Source organism: uncultured Amnibacterium sp. (assembly GCF_964244015.1).
Taxonomy (GTDB): domain Bacteria; phylum Actinomycetota; class Actinomycetes; order Actinomycetales; family Microbacteriaceae; genus Amnibacterium.
On sequence record NZ_CAXTHO010000027.1, the window covers coordinates 1 to 23,255 of the forward strand.

General features: G+C 71.6%; 22 protein-coding genes, 1 tRNA gene and 1 pseudogene. 17 read left to right on the forward strand and 7 right to left on the reverse strand.

Features of this window, described 5'->3' with window-relative positions:
• A partial coding sequence (locus ACFE67_RS05060) for an alpha/beta hydrolase (protein WP_375405782.1) occupies nucleotides 1-1,052 on the forward strand: 1,052 nt, incomplete at its 5' end.
• Between the two features lie 41 nt (nucleotides 1,053-1,093).
• Here ACFE67_RS05060 and ACFE67_RS05065 read toward each other — a convergent pair.
• Nucleotides 1,094-1,177, reverse strand: a tRNA-Leu gene (locus tag ACFE67_RS05065).
• A 157-nt stretch (nucleotides 1,178-1,334) separates the two neighbouring features.
• On the opposite strand from ACFE67_RS05065, the gene ACFE67_RS05070 reads away from it, so the two are divergent.
• The 3 genes from ACFE67_RS05070 (at nucleotide 1,335) to ACFE67_RS05080 (ending at nucleotide 4,717) form a co-directional block, all read left to right on the forward strand.
• Nucleotides 1,335-2,627, forward strand: a complete 1,293-nt coding sequence (locus ACFE67_RS05070) for a M20/M25/M40 family metallo-hydrolase (protein ID WP_375405783.1) — start codon at nucleotides 1,335-1,337, stop codon at nucleotides 2,625-2,627.
• Between the two features lie 138 nt (nucleotides 2,628-2,765).
• A complete protein-coding gene (locus ACFE67_RS05075; protein WP_375405784.1) occupies nucleotides 2,766-3,752 on the forward strand; it encodes a pirin family protein in 987 nt (328 codons plus the stop codon).
• An 89-nt stretch (nucleotides 3,753-3,841) separates the two neighbouring features.
• On the forward strand, nucleotides 3,842-4,717 hold the full coding sequence (locus tag ACFE67_RS05080) for an undecaprenyl-diphosphate phosphatase (RefSeq protein WP_375405785.1): 876 nt from the start codon (nucleotides 3,842-3,844) through the stop codon (nucleotides 4,715-4,717).
• Between the two features lie 88 nt (nucleotides 4,718-4,805).
• Here the strand turns inward: ACFE67_RS05080 and ACFE67_RS05085 are convergent, their stop codons facing one another.
• Both ACFE67_RS05085 and ACFE67_RS05090 read right to left on the reverse strand, forming a co-directional pair.
• A complete protein-coding gene (locus tag ACFE67_RS05085) occupies nucleotides 4,806-5,723 on the reverse strand; it encodes an endonuclease domain-containing protein (RefSeq protein ID WP_375405786.1) in 918 nt (305 codons plus the stop codon).
• A 173-nt stretch (nucleotides 5,724-5,896) separates the two neighbouring features.
• A complete protein-coding gene (locus tag ACFE67_RS05090; RefSeq protein WP_375405807.1) occupies nucleotides 5,897-6,823 on the reverse strand; it encodes a PAC2 family protein in 927 nt (308 codons plus the stop codon).
• A 108-nt stretch (nucleotides 6,824-6,931) separates the two neighbouring features.
• Between ACFE67_RS05090 and ACFE67_RS05095 the strand changes: the two genes are divergently transcribed.
• The 9 genes from ACFE67_RS05095 (at nucleotide 6,932) to lnt (ending at nucleotide 16,906) form a co-directional block, all read left to right on the forward strand.
• The gene (locus ACFE67_RS05095) at nucleotides 6,932-7,609 is read left to right on the forward strand and encodes an HAD family hydrolase (protein WP_375405787.1); all 678 of its coding nucleotides are present in this window, start codon (nucleotides 6,932-6,934) and stop codon (nucleotides 7,607-7,609) included.
• Nucleotides 7,606-8,583 carry a tRNA (adenine-N1)-methyltransferase gene (locus ACFE67_RS05100; protein ID WP_375405788.1) on the forward strand — a complete coding sequence of 326 codons (978 nt, stop codon included), beginning with the start codon at nucleotides 7,606-7,608 and terminating at the stop codon, nucleotides 8,581-8,583. Before ACFE67_RS05095 ends, ACFE67_RS05100 begins: the two co-directional genes overlap by 4 nt.
• Before the next feature lie 114 nt (nucleotides 8,584-8,697).
• Nucleotides 8,698-9,687, forward strand: coding sequence for an FKBP-type peptidyl-prolyl cis-trans isomerase (locus tag ACFE67_RS05105; protein WP_375405789.1), 990 nt, complete (start codon nucleotides 8,698-8,700; stop codon nucleotides 9,685-9,687).
• 7 nt (nucleotides 9,688-9,694) lie between these two features.
• Complete coding sequence (locus ACFE67_RS05110; RefSeq protein ID WP_375405790.1) at nucleotides 9,695-10,693, forward strand: helix-turn-helix transcriptional regulator; 999 nt, start codon at nucleotides 9,695-9,697, stop codon at nucleotides 10,691-10,693.
• Nucleotides 10,686-11,687 carry a helix-turn-helix transcriptional regulator gene (locus ACFE67_RS05115; RefSeq protein ID WP_375405791.1) on the forward strand — a complete coding sequence of 334 codons (1,002 nt, stop codon included), beginning with the start codon at nucleotides 10,686-10,688 and terminating at the stop codon, nucleotides 11,685-11,687. Before ACFE67_RS05110 ends, ACFE67_RS05115 begins: the two co-directional genes overlap by 8 nt.
• 68 nt (nucleotides 11,688-11,755) lie before the next feature.
• On the forward strand, nucleotides 11,756-12,013 hold the full coding sequence (gene tatA / locus ACFE67_RS05120) for a twin-arginine translocase TatA/TatE family subunit (RefSeq protein WP_375405792.1): 258 nt from the start codon (nucleotides 11,756-11,758) through the stop codon (nucleotides 12,011-12,013).
• Between the two features lie 50 nt (nucleotides 12,014-12,063).
• On the forward strand, nucleotides 12,064-12,816 hold the full coding sequence (gene tatC / locus ACFE67_RS05125) for a twin-arginine translocase subunit TatC (RefSeq protein WP_375405793.1): 753 nt from the start codon (nucleotides 12,064-12,066) through the stop codon (nucleotides 12,814-12,816).
• Complete coding sequence (locus ACFE67_RS05130) at nucleotides 12,813-15,308, forward strand: DEAD/DEAH box helicase (RefSeq protein WP_375405794.1); 2,496 nt, start codon at nucleotides 12,813-12,815, stop codon at nucleotides 15,306-15,308. The genes tatC and ACFE67_RS05130 overlap by 4 nt, the downstream gene beginning before the upstream one ends.
• The gene (lnt, locus tag ACFE67_RS05135) at nucleotides 15,305-16,906 is read left to right on the forward strand and encodes an apolipoprotein N-acyltransferase (protein WP_375405795.1); all 1,602 of its coding nucleotides are present in this window, start codon (nucleotides 15,305-15,307) and stop codon (nucleotides 16,904-16,906) included. Before ACFE67_RS05130 ends, lnt begins: the two co-directional genes overlap by 4 nt.
• Nucleotides 16,907-17,061: 155 nt before the next feature.
• Here lnt and ACFE67_RS05140 read toward each other — a convergent pair whose 3' ends face one another.
• The 4 genes from ACFE67_RS05140 to ACFE67_RS05155 all read right to left on the reverse strand — a co-directional run bounded on the left by ACFE67_RS05140 (nucleotide 17,062) and on the right by ACFE67_RS05155 (nucleotide 19,785).
• Nucleotides 17,062-17,433, reverse strand: coding sequence for an RNA polymerase-binding protein RbpA (locus ACFE67_RS05140; protein WP_375405796.1), 372 nt, complete (start codon nucleotides 17,431-17,433; stop codon nucleotides 17,062-17,064).
• Nucleotides 17,434-17,543: 110 nt separating this feature from the next.
• The gene (locus ACFE67_RS05145; RefSeq protein WP_375405797.1) at nucleotides 17,544-18,269 is read right to left on the reverse strand and encodes a glycerophosphodiester phosphodiesterase family protein; all 726 of its coding nucleotides are present in this window, start codon (nucleotides 18,267-18,269) and stop codon (nucleotides 17,544-17,546) included.
• Nucleotides 18,266-19,291 carry an SPFH domain-containing protein gene (locus tag ACFE67_RS05150; RefSeq protein WP_375405798.1) on the reverse strand — a complete coding sequence of 342 codons (1,026 nt, stop codon included), beginning with the start codon at nucleotides 19,289-19,291 and terminating at the stop codon, nucleotides 18,266-18,268. Before ACFE67_RS05150 ends, ACFE67_RS05145 begins: the two co-directional genes overlap by 4 nt.
• Nucleotides 19,288-19,785 carry an NfeD family protein gene (locus tag ACFE67_RS05155; protein ID WP_375405799.1) on the reverse strand — a complete coding sequence of 166 codons (498 nt, stop codon included), beginning with the start codon at nucleotides 19,783-19,785 and terminating at the stop codon, nucleotides 19,288-19,290. The genes ACFE67_RS05150 and ACFE67_RS05155 overlap by 4 nt, the downstream gene beginning before the upstream one ends.
• Before the next feature lie 74 nt (nucleotides 19,786-19,859).
• Between ACFE67_RS05155 and ACFE67_RS05160 the strand changes: the two genes are divergently transcribed.
• The 4 genes and pseudogenes from ACFE67_RS05160 to ACFE67_RS05175 form a co-directional block, all read left to right on the forward strand.
• Nucleotides 19,860-20,639 carry an SDR family oxidoreductase gene (locus tag ACFE67_RS05160; protein WP_375405800.1) on the forward strand — a complete coding sequence of 260 codons (780 nt, stop codon included), beginning with the start codon at nucleotides 19,860-19,862 and terminating at the stop codon, nucleotides 20,637-20,639.
• A gap of 2 nt (nucleotides 20,640-20,641) precedes the next feature.
• Nucleotides 20,642-21,115 carry an NUDIX hydrolase gene (locus ACFE67_RS05165; protein ID WP_375405801.1) on the forward strand — a complete coding sequence of 158 codons (474 nt, stop codon included), beginning with the start codon at nucleotides 20,642-20,644 and terminating at the stop codon, nucleotides 21,113-21,115.
• A 138-nt stretch (nucleotides 21,116-21,253) separates the two neighbouring features.
• Nucleotides 21,254-22,012: an EI24 domain-containing protein gene (locus ACFE67_RS05170; protein WP_375405802.1), complete on the forward strand. Its 759-nt coding sequence runs from the start codon at nucleotides 21,254-21,256 to the stop codon at nucleotides 22,010-22,012.
• Between the two features lie 59 nt (nucleotides 22,013-22,071).
• Nucleotides 22,072-23,255: pseudogene (locus ACFE67_RS05175) on the forward strand (hypothetical protein); the annotation flags it as partial.

A 23,255-nucleotide genomic window follows, 5' to 3' on the forward strand; every position in this document is an offset into this window, starting at 1 on the left:
CGCCCGCCACGGACTCGACCATCGCGGCCTGGAGGACGCTGTCGGAGAACTACGCGAAGACCTGCGGGGAGGAGAACGGCGAGCTGCTCTCGCACATGACGACGCGCGACTCGGCGAACGACATGGAGTACCTCCGCATGGCGCTCGGCGTGCAGCGGATCAGCTTCTACGGGTACTCCTACGGCACCTACCTCGGGCAGGTCTACGCGACGCTCTACCCGCGGCGGCTCACCCGGATGGTCCTCGACTCCACGGTGGACCCGACGCGGGTCTGGTACGGAGCGAACCTCGACCAGGACGTCGCGTTCCAGACCGCGATCGAGGCGTGGTTCACCTGGCTCGCGAAGTACGACGCCCGCTACGGCCTCGGCTCGACGCGGCAGGAGGTGGAGGCCTCCTACGACGCCCTCGCGAAGCAGCTCGCAGCGGATCCCGCCGACGGCGTCTTCGGCTCGGCGGAGCTCACCGACACCCTGCTCTACGCGGGCTACGCGCAGAGCCTCTGGCCCGACCTCGGCACCGCGTTCGCGCTGGCGGTCCGGGGGGACACGGCCGCGGCGCAGCAGTACTGGACGACCCTCAACGACGTGACCGACGACAACGGGTTCGCCGCGTACCTCGCCGTCGAGTGCACCGACGCGGCCTGGCCGGGGGAGTGGTCGACGTGGGCCGCCGACAGCGCGCGGGTCGCGAAGCTGGCACCGTTCGAGACCTGGGGGAACACCTGGTTCAACGCGCCGTGCCGCACCTGGCCGGCGAAGTCCGGCACCCCGGTCGACGTGGACGGCTCGAAGGTCGCCCCGATCCTGATGATCGACGAGACCCTCGACGCCGCGACGCCCTACAGCGGCAGCCTCGCGGTGCGGAAGCTCTTCCCGAAGGCCCGGCTGCTCGCCGAACCCGGTGGCACGACGCACGCCGACTCGCTGTCGGGGAACACCTGCGTCGACGACACGATCGCCGCGTACCTCGACGACGGCACCCTGCCGCCCAGGAAGGCGGGCGAAGGGCCAGACGCGACCTGCGCCCCGCTGCCGGTCCCGACGCCCTGACGGCGCGGTGCTGGCCGACCGCCTGCTGGCCCGACCACGTGTGTCCGAGGGGGGACTTGAACCCCCACGCCCGTTAAGGGCACTAGCACCTCAAGCTAGCGCGTCTGCCATTCCGCCACCCGGACCGGATGCGGCGCCTCTCGGCGCCGACGCAGAACACTACCGGAACACGACGCCCGCACCGTTCGCGCAGGTCGTCGGCGTTCCTCCGGTGCCCACACCGGGGTGCCGGTCGGCGGCCGGACGGTGCTCGAGGTCGGCCTCGCCGGATAGCGTCGACGCGTGACCGAGCTCAGCCGCACCGCCGTCCTCGCGCGGGACCTCGTGCGCTTCCCCTCCGTCAACTGGGGCGCCGGGAAGAGCGACGGGGAGGCGGAGGCCGCCGGCTACGTCGAGGCGGTGCTGCAGGGCATGGGGCTCGAGACCCGGAGCTTCGAGCCGGAACCCGGCCGCGTCTCCGTGCTCGCCCGGGTCGAGGGCCGCAGCCGCGGACCGGCGCTCGTCCTGCACGGACACACCGACGTGGTGCCCGCCGACGCGACGAGCTGGTCCGTCGACCCCTTCGCCGGAGAGATCCGCGACGGTCTGCTCTGGGGTCGAGGCGCCGTGGACATGAAGGACATGGACGCGATGATGCTCGCGTCGCTCGAAGACATCCTCGGCGCAGGGCAGCAGCCGGCGCGCGACCTCGTCGTCGCGTTCTTCGCCGACGAGGAGGCGGGCGGGGTGCTCGGCTCGCACTGGGTGGTCGACCACCACCCGCAGCTGTTCGACGGCGCCACCGAGGCGATCAGCGAGGTCGGCGGGTACTCGGTCGACCTCGGCGGCCGGCGCGCCTACCTCCTGCAGACGGGGGAGAAGGCGCTCGTCTGGGCGAAGCTGACCGCGCGCGGGCCCGCCGCGCACGGCTCCCGCCTCATCCGGGACAACGCGGTCACGAAGCTCGCGGAGGCGGTCGCAAGGATCGGCCGCAAGGACTGGCCGATCCGGCTCACCGAGACCACCCGATCGCTGGTCGACGAGCTCGGGCGGCTGCTCGGTCTCGACCCGAAGCAGGTGGGGGAGGACGCGGTCGTGCTCGCCTCCGGGACGGCCTCCGGCTTCATCCTCGCGACGCTGCGCACGACGACGAACCCCACGGTGCTCGAGGCCGGCTACAAGCACAACGTGATCCCGGACACCGCGAGCGCGCTGATCGACATCCGCACCCTGCCGGGGGAGGAGGAGGCGGTGCTCGCCGAGATCCGCGAGCTGATCGGCCCGGACATCGAGCTGTCGACGATGCACGCCGACATCGGCCTCGAGAACCCGTTCGAGGGGCCGCTGGTCGAGAAGGTCGTCGCGCTGCTCGGCGAGCACGACCCGGGCGCCCCGGTGCTGCCGTACCTGATGTCGGGCGGGACCGACAACAAGGCGCTCTCGAAGCTCGGGATCACCGGCTACGGCTTCGCGCCGCTGCAGCTTCCCGCGGGCCTGAACTTCCCCGCCATGTTCCACGGCGTCGACGAACGCGTGCCCCTCGCCTCCCTCGACTTCGGCACGAAGGTCCTGACCGACCTCCTCCTGACCTACTGACGTTTCGTCGGCCAAACCCGCTGATCGAGGTGCGCCCTTCGAGAGCCTCAGGATCCGCGAGGCGAGCCTCGAGCGATGTCCTGAGGTTCTCGAAGGGATCACCCCCCGGACGAACCAGAACTCCGTAAAGATGAAATTGTGAGCGTCACGGAGAAGCACCCCGCCCTGGTCGACGTCAGCGCGAGCCCGCCTGCGCCGCCCGAGCTGCTCGAGCCGCGCGAGGTGCCGCTCGGCGGGCCGCGGGCCATGCGGGTGCAGCGCTCGCTCCCGCAGCGCGCCAGGTCCCTGATCGGCGCGTGGTGCTTCGTCGACCACTACGGCCCCGACGACCTGTCGGAGCGCGGCGGGATGCGCGTCCCCGGCCATCCGCACACCGGGCTCGCGACGGTGACCTGGCTGTTCGAGGGGGAGGTCGAGCATCGGGACACGACCGGTGCCGCGGCCGTCGTCCGGCCCGGCGAGGTGAACCTGATGACCGCGGGCCGGGGCGTCGCGCACTCGGAGTTCTCGCTGCCGGGGACGACCGTCGTGCACGGCGCGCAGCTGTGGTTCGCGCTGCCCGCGGCGCTCGCCGAGGGCCCACGCCGGTTCGAGCACGCGGTGCCGGAGGCACGGTCGGTCGCGGGTGCCGAGGTGCGCGTGTTCGTCGGCGACTGGCTCGGATCGCGCGGCGCCCCGCAGGCGCCGACGCCGCTGATCGGCGCCGAGGTGCGCCTCCCTCCGGGCATCCGGTGGGAGGCCGCAGTCGATCGCACGCACGAGATCGGCGTCCTGGTGGACACCGGCGCCGTCCGGGTCGAGGGGCTGCACGCGACGCGCTCGCAGCTCGTCGCGCTGTCGCCCGGCCGTGCGTCGATCGTCATCGAGGCGGGGGAGGAGGGCGCCCGCGTGCTCGTGCTGACCGGCGAGCCCTTCCCCGACCCGATCACGATGTGGTGGAACTTCATCGGCCGGGACCACGACGACATCGTCGCCGCGCGCGCCGACTGGCAGGCGCAGGTCGAGGCGCAGCTGGCGACCGGAGGCGCCGACGGCCGGTTCGGTCCGCACCCGGAGGCGTGGACCGAGGTGCTGCCGGCACCGGTGCTGCCGACGGTCCGATTGAAGCCGCGCACCCACCGCTGACCCGGCGCGGGCTTCGCGGGGAACGAGACCGCCCCCGGTACCCTGCCGCGGGCGGGAACCTCCTGCTCGTGCAGCCGGAGGTGGTCCGCGTGATCGAAGCGCTCGTGCTGGGCCTGATCCAGGGGTTGACGGAGTTCATCCCCGTCAGCTCGAGCGCGCACATCCGGATCGCCGGCATCTTCCTCGGCAGCGGTGCCGATCCGGGCGCCGCGTTCACGGCGATCATCCAGCTCGGAACCGAGACCGCGGTGCTGGTCTACTTCTGGAGGGACATCGTGCGGATCGTGCGCGCGTTCGTCCTCGGCCTGCTCGCCGTGAAGGGCACCGACGGGTCGCCGCGCGTGCCCCGCTCCGACCACGACTACCGGCTGGGCTGGCTGATCATCGTCGGGTCGATCCCGATCGTCGTCCTCGGCCTCATCCTGCAGGACGCGATCGAGACGACGTTCCGGTCGCTCTGGATCGTGGCGTTCGACCTGATCGTGTTCGGCATCGTGCTCGGCATCGTCGACCGGTTGGGCCGCAAGCGGAAGACGATCGAGCAGCTCGGCACCCGCGACGGGATCGTCTTCGGATTCGCGCAGGCCCTCGCGCTCGTCCCCGGCGTCTCCCGCTCCGGCGGCACGATCGGCGCGGGCCTCGTCCTGGGCTACACGCGGGCCGCCGCCGCCCGCTACTCGTTCCTCCTCGCGATCCCCGCCGTGTGGGGATCAGGGCTGTACCAGGTCTACAAGACGGCGAAGGACCCCTGCACCGCGGCACTCTCGACCGGCTGCACCCCGGAGATCTTCACGGGACTCGAGACGTTCGCCGCCACCGCGGTCTCGTTCGTGGTCGGCCTGGTCGTCATCGCGTTCTTCCTCCGCTACCTGAACCGCGGCTCGTTCCTGCCGTTCGTCGCCTACCGGATCCTGCTCGGCATCCTGCTGATCGGCCTCCTGCTCGCCGACGTCATCCAGCCGTGAGCGACCGCTTCGCAGGAATCGGGTCCTCGTACAGGACGATCCGCGTGGTTCCTTCCTGATCCGCACCCGTCTTCCTGAGAGGGACACGTCACCGACCGAGCGCGGCGAACACCGCCTCCTCGACGGTGAGCCATTCGAACAGCACCTTGAACCAAGTGGCCCGAAGGGTGCGGTACCGCTGACGGGTGGAGTTCAGGTCTCGGGTCCGGTCACGCTCGAACGCTTCGTCATCGTCGTGGAACTCCTTTCCGTCGCACTCGATGATCAGCCGGCCCTCGACGAGCAGATCCACCGTGCCGACACCCCGCAGCCCGACGATGATCTCGACGCGGAGGCCGCGGGCCTCGAGCCGGAATCGGACGATGGACTCCGTGCCGGACTCCGCTCGGCCGTCGGCTGACAGCACGACCGGTTCGAGACGGTCCGGCAGCATCGATGCGAGCGCGGGAAGGTCCTCCATCCGGAGGTGACGCAGATGCAGCGCCGAGTCGAGCATCGCCAAGGCGTGCTCGGGCGGCCGGTCGAGGAACGCGTGCTTGAGCATGAGGAGGACCGGTGCGATCCGCGTTCGGTCCGTACCGCGAAGATCGACCTCATCAGTCCAGTGCAGCACGACCCGGGAAGTCGGCTTGAAGGCTGTACTCGCATCGTCCGGATCCCGCAGTCGCGACGCGTTCCTGGGAACCGCTACGTGGAGACGGTCGGGCTCGCGCCGGCCGCCGGGTACGAGACCCGCACGCGCCTCGTGCGGCGCGCGCGGGCCGCGGCGGATGACCGATCCGGGCGGCGGATCCGGCGGAGTCCAGATGCCCAGTGCCCTCGACGCGGTCGTCGCGGTGGCCACGCCGCCGAGCCGCACGGCGCGAACCACGTCGACGTGCGCGCCGGGAACGACGAAATGCCCCTTCCGCACCTCCGAGATCACCGTCTGCTCGACCGCGCGACGGATCTGGCGCGGTGACCGCCCGCGTCCACGCAACTCGGATGTCGTCCAGAACACGCTCACGCGAGCATGATCGTGCGTCCGCTCGTTCCGCGACCCGGTCTCGCCTGGGGAGGAGCGGATTTGCGGGTCTGCGCGCCGTTCAGGAACGCGGTTCAGGAATCCGGGCCTGGTTCAGGAAGAGAACGGCCTCCTGATCCTGATCGAAGCGCCGCTTCCTGACCACCGCGCGGGGCTCAGTCGCCCGGGCGCCAGGGGGGCGGCTGCTCGCCGCGGCCGGGGCCCTCGCCGCGGCGGAGGTAGCGCTCGAACTCCCGCGCGATCGCCTCGCCGGAGGCCTCGGGGGAGTCGACCGTGTCGCGGGCCTTCTCGAGCTGCTCGATGTACGCCGCCATGTCCTCGTCGTCGTTCGCGAGGGCGTCGATGCCGGATTCCCAGGCCTCCGCCTCCGCGTCGAGATCGCCGCGCGGCACCGCGATGTCGAGCACCCCCTCCAGCTGCTCGATGAGCGCGAGGGTCGCCTTCGGCGACGGCGCGTTGTGCACGTAGTGCGGCACGGACGCCCAGATCGAGATGGCGGGGATGCCGACCCGCGCGGCCGCGTCGGAGATCACGGAGAGGATCCCGACGGGTCCCTCGTAGTTGCTGCGCTCCAGGTCGAGGTCGGTGCGCACCTCGGCGTCGTCGCTCGACACGAAGGTCGAGATCGGCCGGGTGTGCGGCACGTCCGCGAGCATCGCGCCGAGCGTCACGATGCCCTCGACGTCCGCCACGAGAGCGGCGTCGATGATCTCCGCCACGAACGCGCGCCAGCTGCGGGAGGGCTCGGTGCCGAGCAGCACGAAGAGGGTGTCGCGGTCGATCCGCTCCACCGGCTCCGTCGCCTCGGGCACGACGCCACGACCCCGCATGCGTTTCGCCGGACCCCACATCGTCGCGCCCGGCCAGGTCAGCCGCTTCACGCCGTGCTCGTCGACACCGACCGTCGGGCGGTTGAACTGGTAGTCCATGTACAGCTCGGGATCGATCTCGAGCAGCGGGCTGAGCGGCAGCGCGTCGCGCACCATGCGGACCGCGTTCGTCGCGGCCTCGCCGGCGTCGTTCCATCCTTCGAACGCCACCACCAGCACGCGCCCTCGCGCAAATCGCTTCGTCTGGGCCAATCGCATCGCTTCCGTCTGCTGTCGACGCGCGCCGACCGAACCACACTAAGCCGACGCCTTCCGGGCGGATGGAGGTGTTCGCTCTGCGCGTCGCTATCCTCAGGCGCCGTGAGCGTGCCCGAACTTCCCGCCGCCGTGCTCTGGGACATGGACGGCACCCTCGTCGACACCGAGCCCTACTGGTTCGCGGCCGAGACCGAGCTCGTCGGCCGGTTCGGCGGCACCTGGACCCACGAGCAGGCGATCTCCCTCGTCGGCAGCGGCCTGCGCGACGGCGCCCGCGTGCTCCAGGACCAGGGCGTCCGGATGACGGTCGACGAGATCGTCGGCTGGCAGACCGACTTCGTGACTGAGCGCCTCGTCGCCCCGCTCCCGTGGCGGCCCGGTGCGCTCGCCCTGCTGAGCAGCCTGCGCGAGGCGGACGTGCCGACGGCCCTCGTCACGATGTCGATCAGGCGGATGGCGGAGGCGGTCGCCGCCGCGGTCCCGTTCGGCGGCTTCGACGTGGTGGTCGCCGGCGACGACGTCGAGCGGCCGAAGCCGGACCCGCAGGCCTACCTCCGCGCCGCCGAGCTGCTCGGCGTCGACGTCACGGCGTGCGTTGCGATCGAGGACTCGCCTCCCGGGCTCGCCGCCGCGGTCGCCTCCGGTGCGGCCACGATCGGGGTGCCGCACCAGGCGGGGCTGCCGGAGGGGGACCGCTGGCGCCTCTGGCCGACGCTCGTGGGCCGCGGGCTGGAGGACCTCTGCGCAGTCGCCGACGAGCTCGCCGGATCGCGCGGATGACCGGGGTCTTCGCGGCGGGCGACCGGGTCCAGCTCACCGGGCACAAGGGCAGGCGCAACACGATCACGCTCGCACCCGGCGGCGCGTTCCACACGCACCGGGGTGTGCTCGCGCACGACCTCCTGATCGGCTCGCCCGACGGCAGCGTCGTCACGGGGTCGGACGGCACGACGTACCTGGCGCTGAAGCCGCTGCTCGCCGACTACGTGATGTCGATGCCGCGCGGTGCGGCGATCGTCTACCCGAAGGACGCGGGCCAGATCATCGCGTCCGCCGACATCGCGCTCGGCCAGCGCGTCGTGGAGGCGGGGGTCGGCAGCGGTGCGCTCACCCTGTGGCTGCTGCGCGCGGTGGGGGAGTCGGGCACGCTGCACTCGGTCGAGCGGCGGCAGGAGTTCGCCGACGTCGCGGCCGACAACGTCGCCGGCTACTTCGGCGGCGCACCCGACCGCTGGACGCTGACGACCGGCGACCTGGCCGAGGTGCTCGACGCGGGCGAGCCGGACGTCGCGGACCGGGTGGTGCTCGACATGCTCGCGCCGTGGGAGGTGGTCCCCGCCGTGCAGCGCGCCCTGACCCCCGGCGGCGTCGTGATCGCCTACATCGCCACGGTGCCGCAGCTCTCCCGCGTCGTGGAGGCGCTCCGGGACACGGAGGCGTTCACCGAGCCGCTGTCCACCGAGACGATGGTGCGCGGCTGGCACGTCGACGGGCTCGCGGTCCGTCCCGACCACCGGATGGTGGCCCACACCGGGTTCCTCGTGACCGCCCGGCGCCTGGCGGACGGCGCGATCCCGCCGCGCTCCAGCCGGCGCGCGCCGAAGGAGTTCCAGGACGAGGACGTCGAGCTGTGGACGCCGGGTGCGATCGGCGAACGCGAGAAGAGCCCGAAGCGCCTGAGGAAGGCGGCCCGCCAGGCCGCGGAGATCGCGGACGCCCGCACCGCGCCGCACGACGCAGACGAACACGCCTGACCGGCACCCAAGCAACAGCAGCACCCACCCGGCCATCGGCGCTCAGCCGAGGGCGCGTTCAGCGCCCGGTAGCGCACAGCCTTCGATCCGCCTGCGGATCGAAGGCGATAAACAATGCCAAGATCGGTCCCCGTGCACCGGACCTCCCGACTCCTCGCCGGCGGCGCTGTGCTGGTCTCGCTCGCCGCGGTGCTGACGGGCTGCGCGGGCGGCTCCGGGAACGTCGCCGGGTGCGTGCCGAAGGCCGTCGCGGGCCAGGCCTCGCAGACGATCGAGGCGACCGGCAGGTTCGGCTCGGCGCCGACCGTGACGTTCGCCACCCCCCTCCACGTCGACGACACCCAGGTCAGCACGCTGATCGCCGGGTCCGGCACGCCGCTCACGGCACAGCAGGAGGTCTCGGCCGATCTCACGTTCCTGAACGCGACCACGGGCGCCGAGGTCTCGAAGACCGACTACTCGGGGTCCGCCCCGGCGAGGTTCGTCATCGGAGGCGTGGGCATCCCGGGGCTCAGGAAGGCCCTCGTCTGCGCGCGGGTCGGGGCGCGGCTCGCGGTCGTGCTGCCGCCGTCGCAGGCCATCCCCGCCGCGAACCGGCCGGCCGGTCTGACCGCCACCGATTCGGTGGTCGCCGTCGTCGACGTGCGCGACGCCTACCTCGCGCGGGCCGACGGATCGAACCAGGTCATGGGCAACGGCCTGCCCGCCGTGGTGCTGGGCGCAGACGGCCGCCCCGGCATCACGCTGCCGGAGAACACGCCGCCGACGACCCTCCGGGTGGCGAACCTCAAGAACGGCTCCGGCGCCCGTATCGCGGCGGGCGACACCGCCGTGATCCAGTACACCGGCGTGATCTGGAAGCCGGACGACATCACGAACGGCACGGTCTTCGACTCGAGCTGGACCACCGGGTCGCCCGTGGACGTCGTCGTGAAGAAGGGGCAGACCGTGCCGGGGCTGGTCACGGCGCTCGCGGGCCAGCGCGTCGGCTCCCAGGTGCTGGCGATCCTGCCGCCGTCGCAGGCGTACGGCGACCAGGCGACGTCGACGATCCCCGCGGACTCGACCCTCGTCTTCGTGGTCGACATCCTGGGCAAGGCCTGATCCTGCAGTGCCTGCCGCCGTCTCGAACGAGGAACGCCTCTTCAGCCTCGTGCTCGCCCTGCTCGCGACCGAGACGGGGCTGACGAAGGCGGACATCCTCTCCTCGGTGCAGGGCTACCGCCAGCGCTACCGGATGAGCGGCGGCAACGCGTCCCTCGAGCGCCAGTTCGAGCGGGACAAGGAGGACATCCGCGACCTCGGGGTGCCGCTCGAGTCGATCGAGCTGCCCGCCGACCAGGGCGCCGTCCAGTACACCCGGTACCGCATTCCGAAAGGGGAATACGACCTGCCGGCCGATGTCACGTTCACCCCGCAGGAGATCGCGCTGCTCGACCTCGCCGCGCTGGCCTGGCGGGAGGGGTCGCTGTCGGGGGAGTCGCGGCGGGCGCTGATGAAGCTCCGATCGCTCGGGATCGAGTCGGAGGAGCCGCTGATCGGGTTCGCGCCCCGCCTCCGCGCCCGCGACGTCGCGTTCGACCCGATGCGCGCGGCGATCGAGCGGCGGCACGTCGTCGCGTTCGGGTACTTGAAGCCGGGGGAGGACCGCGTGCGCCGGCGCCGCGTCGCCCCCCTCGCGCTGGTCCAGTTCGGCGGCCGCTGGCACGTGCACGGCACCGACCTGAGCGCCAAGGGCCGCCGCACCTTCCTCCTCAGCCGCATCACCGGGCCGGTGGAGGAGACGACCGAGGTGTTCGGGGCCCCTGCCGGCGACCCGGCCGAGGAGGCGCGGGCGGGGCTTCGCGTGGTGTTCGCCGCGAACCGGGCGGTGCTCGAGCTGACGCCGGACACCGACGCGGCCGCGCGGCTCGGCTCCCGCGGCGAACCGGCCGGCGACTCCCTGGTGGCCGTGCACTTCACGGATCTCGCGCTCTTCGCGGACGAGGTGGCGGCGTTCGGCCCCGAGGTGCTGGTGCGGGGACCGGCCGAGCTGATCGACGCGGTGAAGGAGCGGCTCGCGGCGGTGGTCGACGCGCACGCCCCGACCGGCGGAGGTCGCCGTGGCTGACGCCCAGCCGGTGCGGGTGCAGGACCGGCTGGCCTTCCTGCTCGCGCTCGTGCCGTACCTCCTCGACAACGACGGGGTCCCGGTCGCGCAGGCGGCTGCCCACTTCCGCGTGCCGGAGCAGCGGATCCGCGACGCCGTCGAGCTGATCGCCGTGTCGGGCGTGCCGGGGGAGACGAAGTCGTACCAGCCGGGCGATCTGTTCGACATCGACTGGGACCGGCTCGAGGAGCGCGACGAGATCGCGATCACCCACCAGGTCGCGCTCGACGACTCGCCGAGGTTCTCCGCCCGCGAGGCCGCCGCGCTGATCGCGGGCCTCCAGTACGTCGCCGCGCTGCCCGCCAACGCGGACCGCGAGACGGTCGCGACCCTGACCGCGAAGCTGACCAGGTCCGCGAGCAGCGCACCGGCGGCGATGGCGGTGGAGGGCGGCGCGGACACCGGGCTCCTCGTGCTCGTCCGCGATGCCGTGTCGACCGGCACCGTGATGGTCTTCGACTACCTGAACGGGCGGGACGAGCGGGAGGAGCGCACCGTCGAGCCGCTGCGCGTCGAGTCCGTCGACGAGTCCTGGTACCTGCGCGCGTGGGACCGGTCGCGGCGCGCGCTGCGGACCTTCCGCCTCGACCGGATGCGGGACGTGCGGACGCTGCCGGGGTCGGCCGCGGAGCGCCCCGAGGACATCGAGCTGCCCGAGCGGATCTTCCAGCCCTCGAAGCAGGACCGCTCCGTGACGATCGATGTCGCGGCGGCCGCGGTGCCGCTGCTCGCCGACTACCTGGGGGACCGGCCGCAGACGGAGCCCGCGCGACGCGGCTGGGTCAGGACCAGGCTCCGGATCGCGCACCTGCACGGCCTGAAACGGCTGGTGGCCGGCCGGGCGGGCCTGATCGTGGTCGTCGAACCGGACGATGCGCGCTCCGCCGTGCGGGAGTGGGCAATCGCGGGGCTCGCTCGCTACGAAGACCAATCCGACGCGCCCCAGACCGATTAGCGCACCGCACCCCGGGATGGGCGGGCCGCGTCTACACTGCAGCGAACGCTCTCTGGATGGAGTAACACATGGGAATCTTCGGCAACGCCCTCTCGGGCTGGCACCTCCTCATCATCGTCCTCGTCGTGCTGGTGCTGTTCGGGGCGACGAAGCTCCCGGTCTTCGCCAAGGGCCTCGGGCAGTCGATCAAGATCTTCCGCAAGGAGATGGTCGATGTGCAGGACGACATCGCGAAGGACAAGGACAAGCGCAGCGACGAGCACCTCGACCGCGAGACCGTGACCGTCCCCGAGTCGCAGACGCGTCGCGCGTCTGAGGACCGCTGACCGCCACAGCTGGCCCCCAGGCGCGCACCGGCGCCGACCATGAGCGGCGGATGCCGCTCATCGAGCACCTGCTCGAGCTGCGCAAGCGGCTGATGTGGGCGGCGGTGGCGATCCTGGTCGGCGGTGTCGCCGGCTGGTTCGTCTCCGACTGGGTGCTGGAACTCCTCACGGGACCGCTGCAGAGCCAGGGCAAGAAGCTCGCGACGATCAACTTCGGCACTGTCACGGGCGCGTTCGACGTGCGGTTCCAGATCGCGATCATCGTCGGCGTCGTGGTCTCGTCGCCGCTCTGGCTCTACCAGATCTTCGCGTTCCTGACCCCGGCGTTCACCCGCCAGGAGAAGAAATACGTCTTCGGCTTCTTCTTCAGCGCGGTGCCGCTGTTCCTCGCCGGCTGCGCGGCCGGAGCCTTCGTCATCCCGCACATCGTCGGCCTCATGGTCGGCTTCGCGCCCATCAACACCGCCAACCTGCTGGACGGCAAGGGCTACCTCGACTTCGCGCTGCGGCTGATCCTCGTGATCGGCGTGGCATTCGTGCTGCCGGTCTTCCTGGTGCTGCTGAACTTCGTCGGCGTCCTGCAGGGCACGACGATCCTGAAGTCGTGGCGCATCGCGATCCTGGCCATCGTGATCTTCACGGCGGTCGCCACGCCGTCCGCCGACGTCATCTCGATGATGCTGCTGGCGATCCCGATGATCCTGCTCTATCTCGTCGCGGTCCTGATCACGGTGCTCCACGACAAGCGGAAGGCCCGCCGCGACGCGTCGATCCTCGAGGGCGCGGATATCCTCGAGACGTGACCCGGCGCTCGGTGGACTCGTCCGCCGAGGCGCCGGTCCTGTCGCCTGCCGAGCGGTTCGCGGCGTCGCGGATCCGGCAGGACCATCCCGCGGTGGAGGCGTTCCGCGCGGGGCTGTCGTTCGAGCTCGACCCGTTTCAGATCGAGTCGTGCGTCGCGCTCGAGGACGGTGACGGTGTCCTCGTCGCCGCGCCGACCGGCGCCGGCAAGACGATCGTCGCCGAGTTCGCGATCTATCTCGCGATGTCCTCGGTCCGGGACAAGGTCTTCTACACGGCGCCGATGAAGGCGCTGTCGAACCAGAAGTACAACGAGCTGGTCGACGTCTACGGCGCCGGCGAGGTCGGGCTGCTCACCGGCGACACCGCGGTCAACCCGCGGGCCCGGGTGGTCGTGATGACCACCGAGGTCCTCAGGAACATGCTCTACGCCGAGAGCCCCCTGCTGACCGACCTGACGTTCGTGATCATGGACGAGGTGCACTACCTCGCCGACCGGTTCCGCGGGGCGGTGTGGGAAGAGGTGATCATCCACCTCCCGCAGACCGTGCGGCTGGTCTCGCTGTCGGCGACGGTGTCGAACGCGGAGGAGTTCGGGGACTGGATGCAGGCGGTCCGCGGCCGCACCCGCGTGATCGTGTCCGAGGAGCGGCCCGTGCCCCTCGAGCAGCACGTGCTGATGCGCACCAAGCTCGTCGACCTGTTCGACGCGTCGCAGGGCGCCTCCGTCGGCGCCTTCCGGGTGAACCCCGAGCTGATCCAGATGGCGAGGCACGGCGGCCGCACGATCTCGTCCCGGCAGATGCAGGACGTCGGACGCCGGCACTCGAAGGGCGGCGCCGCGTGGTCCGGGTCGGGTCGCGCGTTCGGGATGCCGCGCAGCGAGCTGGCGGGCCTGCTGAACCAGCAGAACCTGCTGCCCGCGATCTTCTTCATCTTCAGTCGAGCGGGCTGCGACGCCGCCGTGCGTCAGGCGATGCGGGACGGCGTGCGGCTCACGGAATCGTGGGAGCGGGCGGAGATCCGCGAGATCGTGGAGGAGCGCTGCCGGACCCTGCTGGACGAGGACCTCGCCGTGCTCGGCTACTGGCAGTGGCTCGAGGGGCTCGAGCGCGGGGTCGCCGCGCACCACGCCGGCCTGCTGCCCGCCTTCAAGGAGGTGGTGGAGGAGCTGTTCCAGCGCAAGCTGGTGAAGGTCGTCTTCGCGACCGAGACGCTCGCGCTCGGGATCAACATGCCGGCCCGCACGGTGGTGCTGGAGAAGCTCGAGAAGTTCAACGGCGAGAGCCGCGTGCCGATCACGCCGGGGGAGTACACCCAGCTGACCGGCCGTGCCGGACGCCGGGGGATCGACGTCGAGGGCCACAGCGTGATCTGCTGGCAGGAGGGGCTCGACCCGCAGGCGGTCGGCTCGCTCGCCTCCCGGCGCTCCTACCCGCTGAACTCCTCCTTCAAGCCGACCTACAACATGGCGATCAACCTGATCGAGCGGTTCGGCCGCGACCGCACCCGCACGATCCTCGAGTCGTCCTTCGCCCAGTACCAGGCCGACCGGGCGGTCGTCGACCTCGCGAGGAAGGTCCGCCAGCAGGAGGAGTCGCTCGCCGGGTACGAGCGGGCGATGCACGACGAGACCGGTGTCGCGGGCGACGTCACCGAGTACGCGGCGATCCGCCGCGAGATCACCGACCTCGAGAAGGCGGGCGCGCGACCCGGCGACCAGACGGCGAAGCAGCGCGAGCGCCGCCAGCGCGAGATCACGGACCTGCGTCGACGGTTGAAGGCGCACCCCGCCCATACTTCGCCGCGCCGCGAGGAGCTGTCGCGCTGGGCGGAGCGATGGTGGCGGCTGAAGCGGCAGACCGAGCAGCTGCAGGCGCAGATCGCGACCCGCACCGGTGCCGTCGCGCGCATCTTCGACCGGGTCACGGAGGTGCTGCTCAGCGAGGGCTACCTGCAGGTCGACGACGACGGCGACGTGCGGCCCACGATGCACGGCACGATGCTCGCCCGCATCTACGGCGAGCGGGACCTGCTGCTCGCCGAGAGCCTCCGCCGGCAGGTGTGGACCGGTCTCGACGCGCCCGCGTTCGCGGCGCTGGCGACCGTCTTCGTCTACGAGGCGCGGCGGGAGGAGGGGGTCGTCACCGACCGCTTCCTGCCGAAGGGCCCGTTCCGGGAGGCGTGGAACCGCCTCGAAGGGCTGTGGGAGCGGCTGGACGACCTGGAGCGCGCGAACCGCCTGCCCGGCTCGCAGCTGCCGTCCGTCGGGCTCTGCACCGCGATGTGGCGCTGGGCGCGCGGCAGCGCACTCGACTCCGTGCTGCAGGAGGCCGATCTGCAGGCGGGCGACTTCGTGCGCTGGACGAAGCAGGTCATCGACCTGCTCGACCAGATCACGAACGTCGCGGACGGGCAGACGCGCCGGACCGCGCAGCAGGCGATCGAGGCGATCCGCCGGGGCGTCGTCGCCTACTCGAGCGTCGGCGGATGACCGCCGTCCTGACCCGGCCGCCCGCGGCGCCGCGACGGAGGGACCGCCCGATCCGCCTCCGGGGGCACGCCGAGCTGCCGCTGCCGCTCGCGCTGGTCGTCGCCGGCGCGAGCGGGCTCGTGCTGTCGTTCGCGTTCCCATCGGCGAGCATCTGGGTGCTCGCCTTCGTCGGCGTCGGCGGCGTCCTCCTCGCGCTGCGGGGCAGGAGCTTCTGGACGGGCGTGCTGACCGGCTTCGCCTTCGGCGTCGTGTTCTGGTTCTCGCTGATCGACTGGGTGACCCTGTTCCTGGGGCCGGTGCCGCTGCTCGCGCTCGGGACGCTGGAGTCCCTCTTCGTCGCGCTCGGTGGGGGACTGCTGGCGCTCGTGCACCGGTCCGCCGGCCGGCTCTGGCCGACCGCGGCCGGGCGGCTCGTCCTGACCCCGCTGCTGCTCGCCGCGACCTGGACGACGCGGGAGGTCGTCGCCGGGAACTGGCCGTACGGCGGCTTCAACTGGAGCGCGGTCGCGTTCACCCAGGCCACCTCGCCGTTCGCCTACCTGACCGCGTGGTTCGGCACCTCGGGGCTCAGCTTCGTGCTCGTGTGGCTGACGGCGCTGGGCGTCGCGCTGGCGACCGAGCCGCGCGGTATCGGCGTGCTGCGCCTCCAGTCGGCGCTGCCGCGCCTGCTGGCGGCGACGGTCGTCGTCGGCGCGCTGCTGCTGATCCCGGCGTTCCCGCTCACGGTGTCGGGCGCGATGCGGATCGCCGCGGTGCAGCCGAACACGCACGCCGGCTACTTCGACCCGGAGTTCGACCCGGCCACCAACCTCGAGACGACCGTGCAGGCCACCGTGCCGGCGCTCGGGAAGAGCGTGGACCTGGTCGTCTGGCCCGAGGGCGCGGCGATGTACGACCCGACGACCGACACGGGCCTGCAGCAGCAGCTCGACGTCGTGACCCAGGCGGTCGGCGCGCCGCTGCTGACCGGCGCGATCACCGAGCGGGAGGGGAGGACCTACAACTCGTCCCTGCTCTGGACGGAGAACCGGATCACGGCGCTGTACTACAAGGTCCGTCCCGTGCCGTTCGGCGAGTACGTGCCGGACCGGGCGTTCTGGACGCCGTTCGCGCCCGACCTGCTGAAGCTCATCGGGCGCGACTACACGCCGGGGACCCGGTCGTCGGTGATGGAGGTCGGCCGCGTCCGGATCGGCGTGAACATCTGCTTCGACGTCGTCGACGACGGCCTGATCCTCGGCTCGGTCGCCCGCGGCGCCCAGGTCCTGGTGGCGCAGACGAACAACGCGGACTTCGGCGACACGGACGAGAACCAGCAGCAGCTCGCGATCGCGCGCCTCCGGGCGATCGAGACCGGCAGGTCGCTGGTCAGCGACTCGACGGTCGCCTCGACCACGGCGATCGGGCCGGACGGCCGGACCCTCGCAGCGGTGCAGCCCTTCACGACGCAGACCCTCGTCGTCGACGTCCCGCTGGCGACGGGCATCACCCCGGCGGTCTCGTTCGGCGTCCCGCTCGGCGCGACCATCGCCCTGCTCGGCGGCGTCCTCCCGCTGATGCTGAGCTTCCTGGCGCGGAGGCCGCGCCGCCGCCGCTGACCAACCTGCGTTGTGAAGGAGATTTGGCCATCAGCTCTCGGAGCGCTCAGCTTCTCTATGCCAAATGTCCTTCACAACGAAACCCAACCACGCTGGGTCCGTAGACCGAAAAAGGCGCCGAACCCGCAAGGGGCCCGGCGCCTCGAGGCTTCGTCCTACGACGCCTTCTTGTCGTTCGTCTTGCCGCGGCGGGCGCGCAGGTACTGCAGGCGCTCCTCCAGCAGCTCCTCGAGCTCGGCGCGCGTGCGCCGCTCGAGCAGCATGTCCCAGTGCGTCCTGGGCGGCTTGATCTCCTTGACGGTGTGGGCCGCGAGTGTTCCATCCGCTTCGAGCAGCTGGCCCTCCTGCCCGGACTTGGCGCTGGTCCATCGTTCGGGGATGTCCGCCTCGGCGGCGAACGTCACCGAGAACGTGCTTCCATCGGACGCCCGGTACTCGCGCACCTGACGCTCCGAGAAGATCACGCCCTCCTCGCTCTGCAGGCTCTGCCCGCCGAGCCGCATTCCGCGCAGACTACGATCAGCCATCTCGTTACCCCTCTCCCCGCGTCCCGGTATAACGGGCGTTCGGAGCGGGGGATTCCCCGGACGGCGTTTCCCAGAACCTTCCCAGAGGCTCGCTGACCCGTTTCCGATCGCTACCGCACCGCGTCGCGCGCGAGATCCGGCCGGTCCGTGACGATGCCGTCCGCGCCGCGGGCGATGAGTTCCCGCATCCGGCCGGGGTCGTTCACGACCCAGAAGTGCACCTCCACACCGGCGGCGTGCATCGCCGCGATGCTCCACGGCGCCGCGAGGTCGGTGCGCAGCGCGTGCTCGGGGATCTGCACCGCCTGCACCCCCTGCAGCGCCGTGCGGGTGATCGCCGGGGTCCGCAGCCGCAGGCCTGCGACGACGCCTGCGATGCCCGCGGCCGACGCCGACGTGGCCGCGGTCGGCACCAGTCGCAGGACCGCGCGCCGCCGCCGGCCGGAGAACGAGGTGAGCAGGACGCGCTGTGCAGCGGCGCTCGACGCGATGACGGCACCGGTCGGGGCGACCGCGGCTGCGGACTTCACGTCGATGTTGAAGTTCGCGTCCGGCAGCGCGGCGAGCGCTTCCGCCAGCGTCGCGACATGGGGCAGCGCCTCCCGCAGCTCGGCGACCGACAGATTCGCGATCGACCGCCCGTCCGCGAGCGACGGGTCGTGGTGCAGCACGGCGACGCCGTCCGCGGTCGCGCGGACATCCGTCTCGAGGTGCGTCGCCCCGGCGGCGATCCCGGCGCGGAACGCGTCGATCGAGTTCTCCGGGGCGTCGAGCGCAAGACCGCGGTGAGCGAGGATCCTGGGGATGAGTCCGTCGAACCAGCCGGTCCGGCTCACCGCGGTTCGACGGGCGGCGTGGGCTCAGCGGACGGCGCGGGCGCGGGCTCCGGCGGCCGCACGGAGGACGGCGCCTCCTGCACGGGAGAGGGCGGCGTGCCGGGTGCACCCGGCACCGTCTGCGGGAACGGCCGGCCGAACGCGGCCCCGATGCCCTTCAGCGCCTCCGTCAGCTCGGACGGCACGATCCAGAGCTTGTTGGCGCTGCCCTCTGCGAGCTTCGGCAGCGTCTGCAGGTACTGGTAGGCGAGCAGCGGGCTGTCCGGGTTGCCCGCGTGGATGGCGTCGAACACGGTCTGGATCGCTTTCGCCTCGCCCTCGGATCGGAGGATGCGGGCCTGCGCTTCACCCTCCGCCTCGAGGATCGCGGACTGCCGGGAGCCCTCCGCCTGCAGGATCGCGGCCTGCTTCGTCCCCTCCGCGGTGAGGATCTGCGCGCGGCGGCTGCGCTCGGCGCGCATCTGCTGCTCCATGGAGTCCTGGATGGACACGGGCGGCTCGATCGACTTCAGTTCGACGCGGTTGACGCGGATGCCCCACTTGCCGGTCGCCTCGTCGAGCACGACGCGGAGCTGCCCGTTGATGTTGTCGCGGCTGGTGAGCGCCTCCTCGAGGTTCAGGCCGCCGACCACGTTGCGCAGCGTGGTGGTCGTCAGCTGCTCGACGGCGACCAGGTAGTTCGCGATCTCGTAGGTCGCCGCGCGCGCGTCCGTGACCTGGAAGTAGACGACGGTGTCGATCGAGACGACGAGGTTGTCCTCGGTGATCACCGGCTGCGGCGGGAACGAGACGACCTGCTCGCGGAGGTCCAGGAGGGGGCGGAGCTTGTCGACGAAGGGCACCAGCAGGTTCAGCCCCGGCAGCAGCGTCTTGTGGTACCGCCCGAGCCGCTCCACGACGCCGGCCCGCGCCTGCGGGATCACCCGGATGGCGCGCGCGAGCACGACGATCACGAAGATGACGACGACGATCGCGAGGGCGATCAGGAAGAGCTGGCCGATGAACGCGCCGAGGTCGGTCATGGGGTGTCTCCAGTCGCGGAAGGGGTCGAGGCCGCCGATGGGGCGACGACGGCGGTGGCACCCTCGATGGCGACCACGGTGAGGCGGGCTCCGGTGCCCACCTCCGCACGTTCATGGGCGTCGGCGAGACGCGCGGTCCAGGTCTCGCCGTTCGCGAGCCGGGCCATGCCGGTCCCCTCGACGAAGGAGGCGGTCGCCCTGGCGCTCATGCCGGCGAGGGCATCGACGTTCGTCAGCTGCCGTGGCTTGCCGTGCACGAGCGCGCGGTAGAGCAGCGGGCGGATCGCGAACACCAGGAGCGCGGACAGCGCGGCCGCAGCGACGACCTGCAGCGCGACCGGCCAGTGCAGCAGCCACGTACCGAGCCCGCCGATCAGCGCGCCGGCGGCGATCATCGCGAAGACGAGGCTGAGCGTCAGCAGCTCGGCGACGACGGCCGCGACGACGACCACCAGCCACAGCACCCAGGTGTAGGCGAACAGGTCGGGGAACACGGGCGCACTCCTGGGGCTGGGACTCGAACCGTAGCACCGGGGCGGAACCGGCACGACCGATAGAGTCACGGTCCGTGACCGACGCAGACGCCGACCTCGCTCCGCCGCGCAACCGCGCCCTGATCACCGGTTCCTCCCGGGGTATCGGCGCCGACACGGCGGTGCTGCTCGCGGAGCGCGGCTTCGATGTGGTCGTCAACTACCGCGACGAGCGCAAGGTCCGCCGAGCCGACCAGACCGTCGCCAAGGTGCAGGCGGCCGGCGGCGCATCGTTCGCGGTGCGCGCCGACCTCACCGACGGCGAGTCGGTCGACGGGCTGTTCCGCGCCGTCGAGCAGGAGTGGGGCGGGCTCGACCTGCTGGTGCTGAACGCCTCCGGCGGCATGGAGGCCGGCGCGGCCGAGGACTACGCGCTGGTCCTCAACCGCGACGCGCAGGTGCGGGTGCTGGAGGCGGCCGTGCCGCTGATGGATTCCGGATCGCGCGTGGTGTTCGTGACCAGCCACCAGGCGCACTTCATCGGCACCACTCCGACGATGCCCGAGTACGAGCCGGTCGCCCGCAGCAAGCGTGCGGGCGAGGACGCGCTCCGGGCCCTGATCCCGGCGCTCGAGCAGCAGGGGATCGGTTTCGTCGTCGTCTCCGGCGACATGATCGAGGGCACGGTCACTGCGACGATCCTGAACCGGGCGAACCCGGACGCGCTGAACGCGAGGCGGGAGGCGGCGGGCAGGCTCTACAACGTGGCGGAGTTCGCGGCGGAGATCGCCGCCGCAGCCGTCGAGCCGATCCCGGCGAACCACACGAGGTTCGTCGGCGACCTGTCGAGCTTCGCGCCGATCTCGGGGGAGTGATCGTGGTCCCCTCGAGAGCCTCAGGCCACCGCACCGAGCGGTCCACCTCCAGGCTGATCGTCGCCGACCGCGACGACCACGTTCTCCTGTTCCTCACCTACGGCAAGGACCACGCGGTGCCGCCGCGCTGGATCACGCCCGGCGGCGGCGTCGACCCCGGCGAGGACTTCCAGGCCGCCGGCGTCCGCGAGCTGCGGGAGGAGACCGGCCTCGTCGTGGAGTCGGTCGGGGAGCCGTTCCGCGTCGTCGACCTGGCAGTGAACCAGGACTGGCACCCGTACAAGCTGGGCCACTGGGCGTGGTTCGCGATCCGCACGGACCGCTTCGAGCCGAGCGACGCCGGCTGGATGCCGGACGAGCGCGTGGACATCCTGGACTCGCGCTGGTGGTCGGTGGACGAGCTGGCGGCGACGGGCGAGCAGTTCGAGCCGGCCGACCTCCCGGACCTGATCCGCGAGGGCCTCGCCCGCCTCTGACACCCCCTTCCTCCCGCTGATCGAGGTGCGAGCGCAGCGAGCCTCGAGCGACGTCCTGAGGCTCTCGAAGGGGTTACGCCCAGCGGCACCGCGCTCCTCGACCAGCGGACTGACGCGGTCGACGGGCAGGATCGAGGCGTGCGCGAGTTCCTCCACGGGGTCGGCGACCTCGGCCGTGGCTTCCGGCTGTGGGGGAGCAGCCCGCGTCTGATGCTGCTCGGCGCCGTGCCCGCACTCATCGTCGGTGCGGTCTGGGTCGGGCTGCTGATCGCGCTGCTCACCTCCATCGACGGACTCGCCGTCTGGCTGACCGGATTCGCAGACGGCTGGAGCGAGCCGTTCCGCTCGGCAGTCCGGGCCGCCGCCGGGCTCGCGATCGTCGTCCTCGCGGTCGTGGTCGGCGCGCTGTCGTTCACCGCCGTCGTGCTCACGGTGGGCGACCCCTTCTACGAGCGGATCAGCCGAGCCGTGGAGGTGCGGCTCGGTGATGCGCCGCCGGAGCGTGACGAGCCTCTGCTGCGCGGCGTGCTCCGAGCGGCCGGCGATGGCCTGGTGCTGCTGCTCGCATCGATCGTGGTGGGGCTGACCTCCTTCTTCCTCGGCCTGATCCCGGTCGCCGGCCCGGCGATCGGCGGCCTGTTCGGCGTCGTGGTCGGCGGCTGGTTCCTCGCCGTCGAACTCACCGGCACACCGTTCGACGCGCGCGGATTCCGCCTGAAGGAGCGGCGGCGCACGCTCCAGCGTTCCTGTGCCCGCACCCTCGGCTTCGGCGTCGCCACCTGGCTGGTCTTCATCATCCCGTTCGGTGCGGTGATCGCCATGCCGGCGGCCGTCGGGGGAGCGACCGTGCTGTCCAGGAGGGTGCTCGAGCGGATCGCCGCCGTGGAGCTACGCTGAGCAGATATCGTATCTGTCTACGCTTGTGCTTAGTTTTCACAGTCGCTAGTATAGTAGATGTGTTCGCAGATCGGGATGCGGTGGCGGAGTCGCCGTTCGAGGCGCGCTCACCTCGGCCGTGGGCGGATGCCCCGGGGGAGGTATGGGTCGGCTCCATCGACGGCTGCTCCGGCACCGTGATCGTCGAAGCGTCCCGTCGGGTGCGCGAGCCGCGGTCCGACGATGAATGGGAAGCCTTCGCGGAGGCGCAGCAGGATCTGGTCGCGGACCTCGACCGCGACCTCCGATGCGCTGATGCCGCCCGGACCGTCGCCCTGATCGACGCGTACGCGGCGTCCATGCGGGACCTCGGCAACCGGTTCGGCCCCGAGTACGGGCGACGCGACTCGCTCGGCGCGCAGACGTTCTTCCAGTCGATCGGGCTGCGCCTCGGCATGTCCCCGCTGCGCGTCGCGCACCTGGTCGACGCGGCGTCCGCGCTGCGCGACGACCTGCCGCTGACCTGGAACACCTACCTCGACGGTGAAGCGACCTGGAATGCGGCGGACCGGGCGGTCCAGGAGGCAGAGGGACTCGATCCGGCACAGCTGGGCGCCTACGACACCGAGGCGGCGGCGGCCGTGGTCGTGACCCCCGCGTCCCGGCTGAAGGCCAAGCTGCACAGCATCCGCGAGCGGCTCCAGGACGACACCGCGGGCGCGCGGGCGAAGCGCACCCGGGACATGCGCCGGGTCGTCATCGAGCAGGGCCACGACGGCGAATCCGCCATCACGGCGATCGGCCCCGCCATCCCGATCATCGGATTCGACCAGGCGCTGACGAAGGCGGCGATCGCTGCCAGGCTGCAGGAGGGGGAGACCCGCTCCATCGGCCAGCTGCGCTTCGACGTGATGATGGATCTGCTCGTCGAAGGCATCAAGCAGTCCGCTGACCCGAACTGGGACGGCATGAAGGTGCCTGGCCGCAAAGGCGTCGTCCCTGCGCCAGTTCTGATGATTCCAGCGCTCTCGGCGCTCGGGAAGTCGAAGGAGCAGGCCCGGCTGATCGGGTATGGCCCGATCGCCGTGGAGACCGCGAAGGAGATCGCCGGTTCGGCCACCTCCTTCATCCGCGTCCTGACGGACCCGATCACGGGAGTGCGGCTCGACATGGACCGGAAGAAGCGGATCCCGCCGATCGACATGCGGCGGTGGGTGACCATCCGCGACGAGCTCTGCCGGTTCCCGGGCTGCAACCGGCCCGC

What these genes read in the sequence shown, in the direction of transcription:
- ACFE67_RS05100 (WP_375405788.1), top strand. Translation starts at nt 7,606, where the DNA reads ATGACCGGGGTCTTCGCGGCGGGCGACCGGGTCCAGCTCACCGGGCAC.
- ACFE67_RS05140 (WP_375405796.1), bottom strand. Translation starts at nt 17,433, where the DNA reads ATGGCTGATCGTAGTCTGCGCGGAATGCGGCTCGGCGGGCAGAGCCTG.
- ACFE67_RS05105 (WP_375405789.1), top strand. Translation starts at nt 8,698, where the DNA reads ATGCCAAGATCGGTCCCCGTGCACCGGACCTCCCGACTCCTCGCCGGC.
- lnt (WP_375405795.1), top strand. Translation starts at nt 15,305, where the DNA reads ATGACCGCCGTCCTGACCCGGCCGCCCGCGGCGCCGCGACGGAGGGAC.
- tatA (WP_375405792.1), top strand. Translation starts at nt 11,756, where the DNA reads ATGGGAATCTTCGGCAACGCCCTCTCGGGCTGGCACCTCCTCATCATC.
- ACFE67_RS05150 (WP_375405798.1), bottom strand. Translation starts at nt 19,291, where the DNA reads ATGACCGACCTCGGCGCGTTCATCGGCCAGCTCTTCCTGATCGCCCTC.
- tatC (WP_375405793.1), top strand. Translation starts at nt 12,064, where the DNA reads ATGCCGCTCATCGAGCACCTGCTCGAGCTGCGCAAGCGGCTGATGTGG.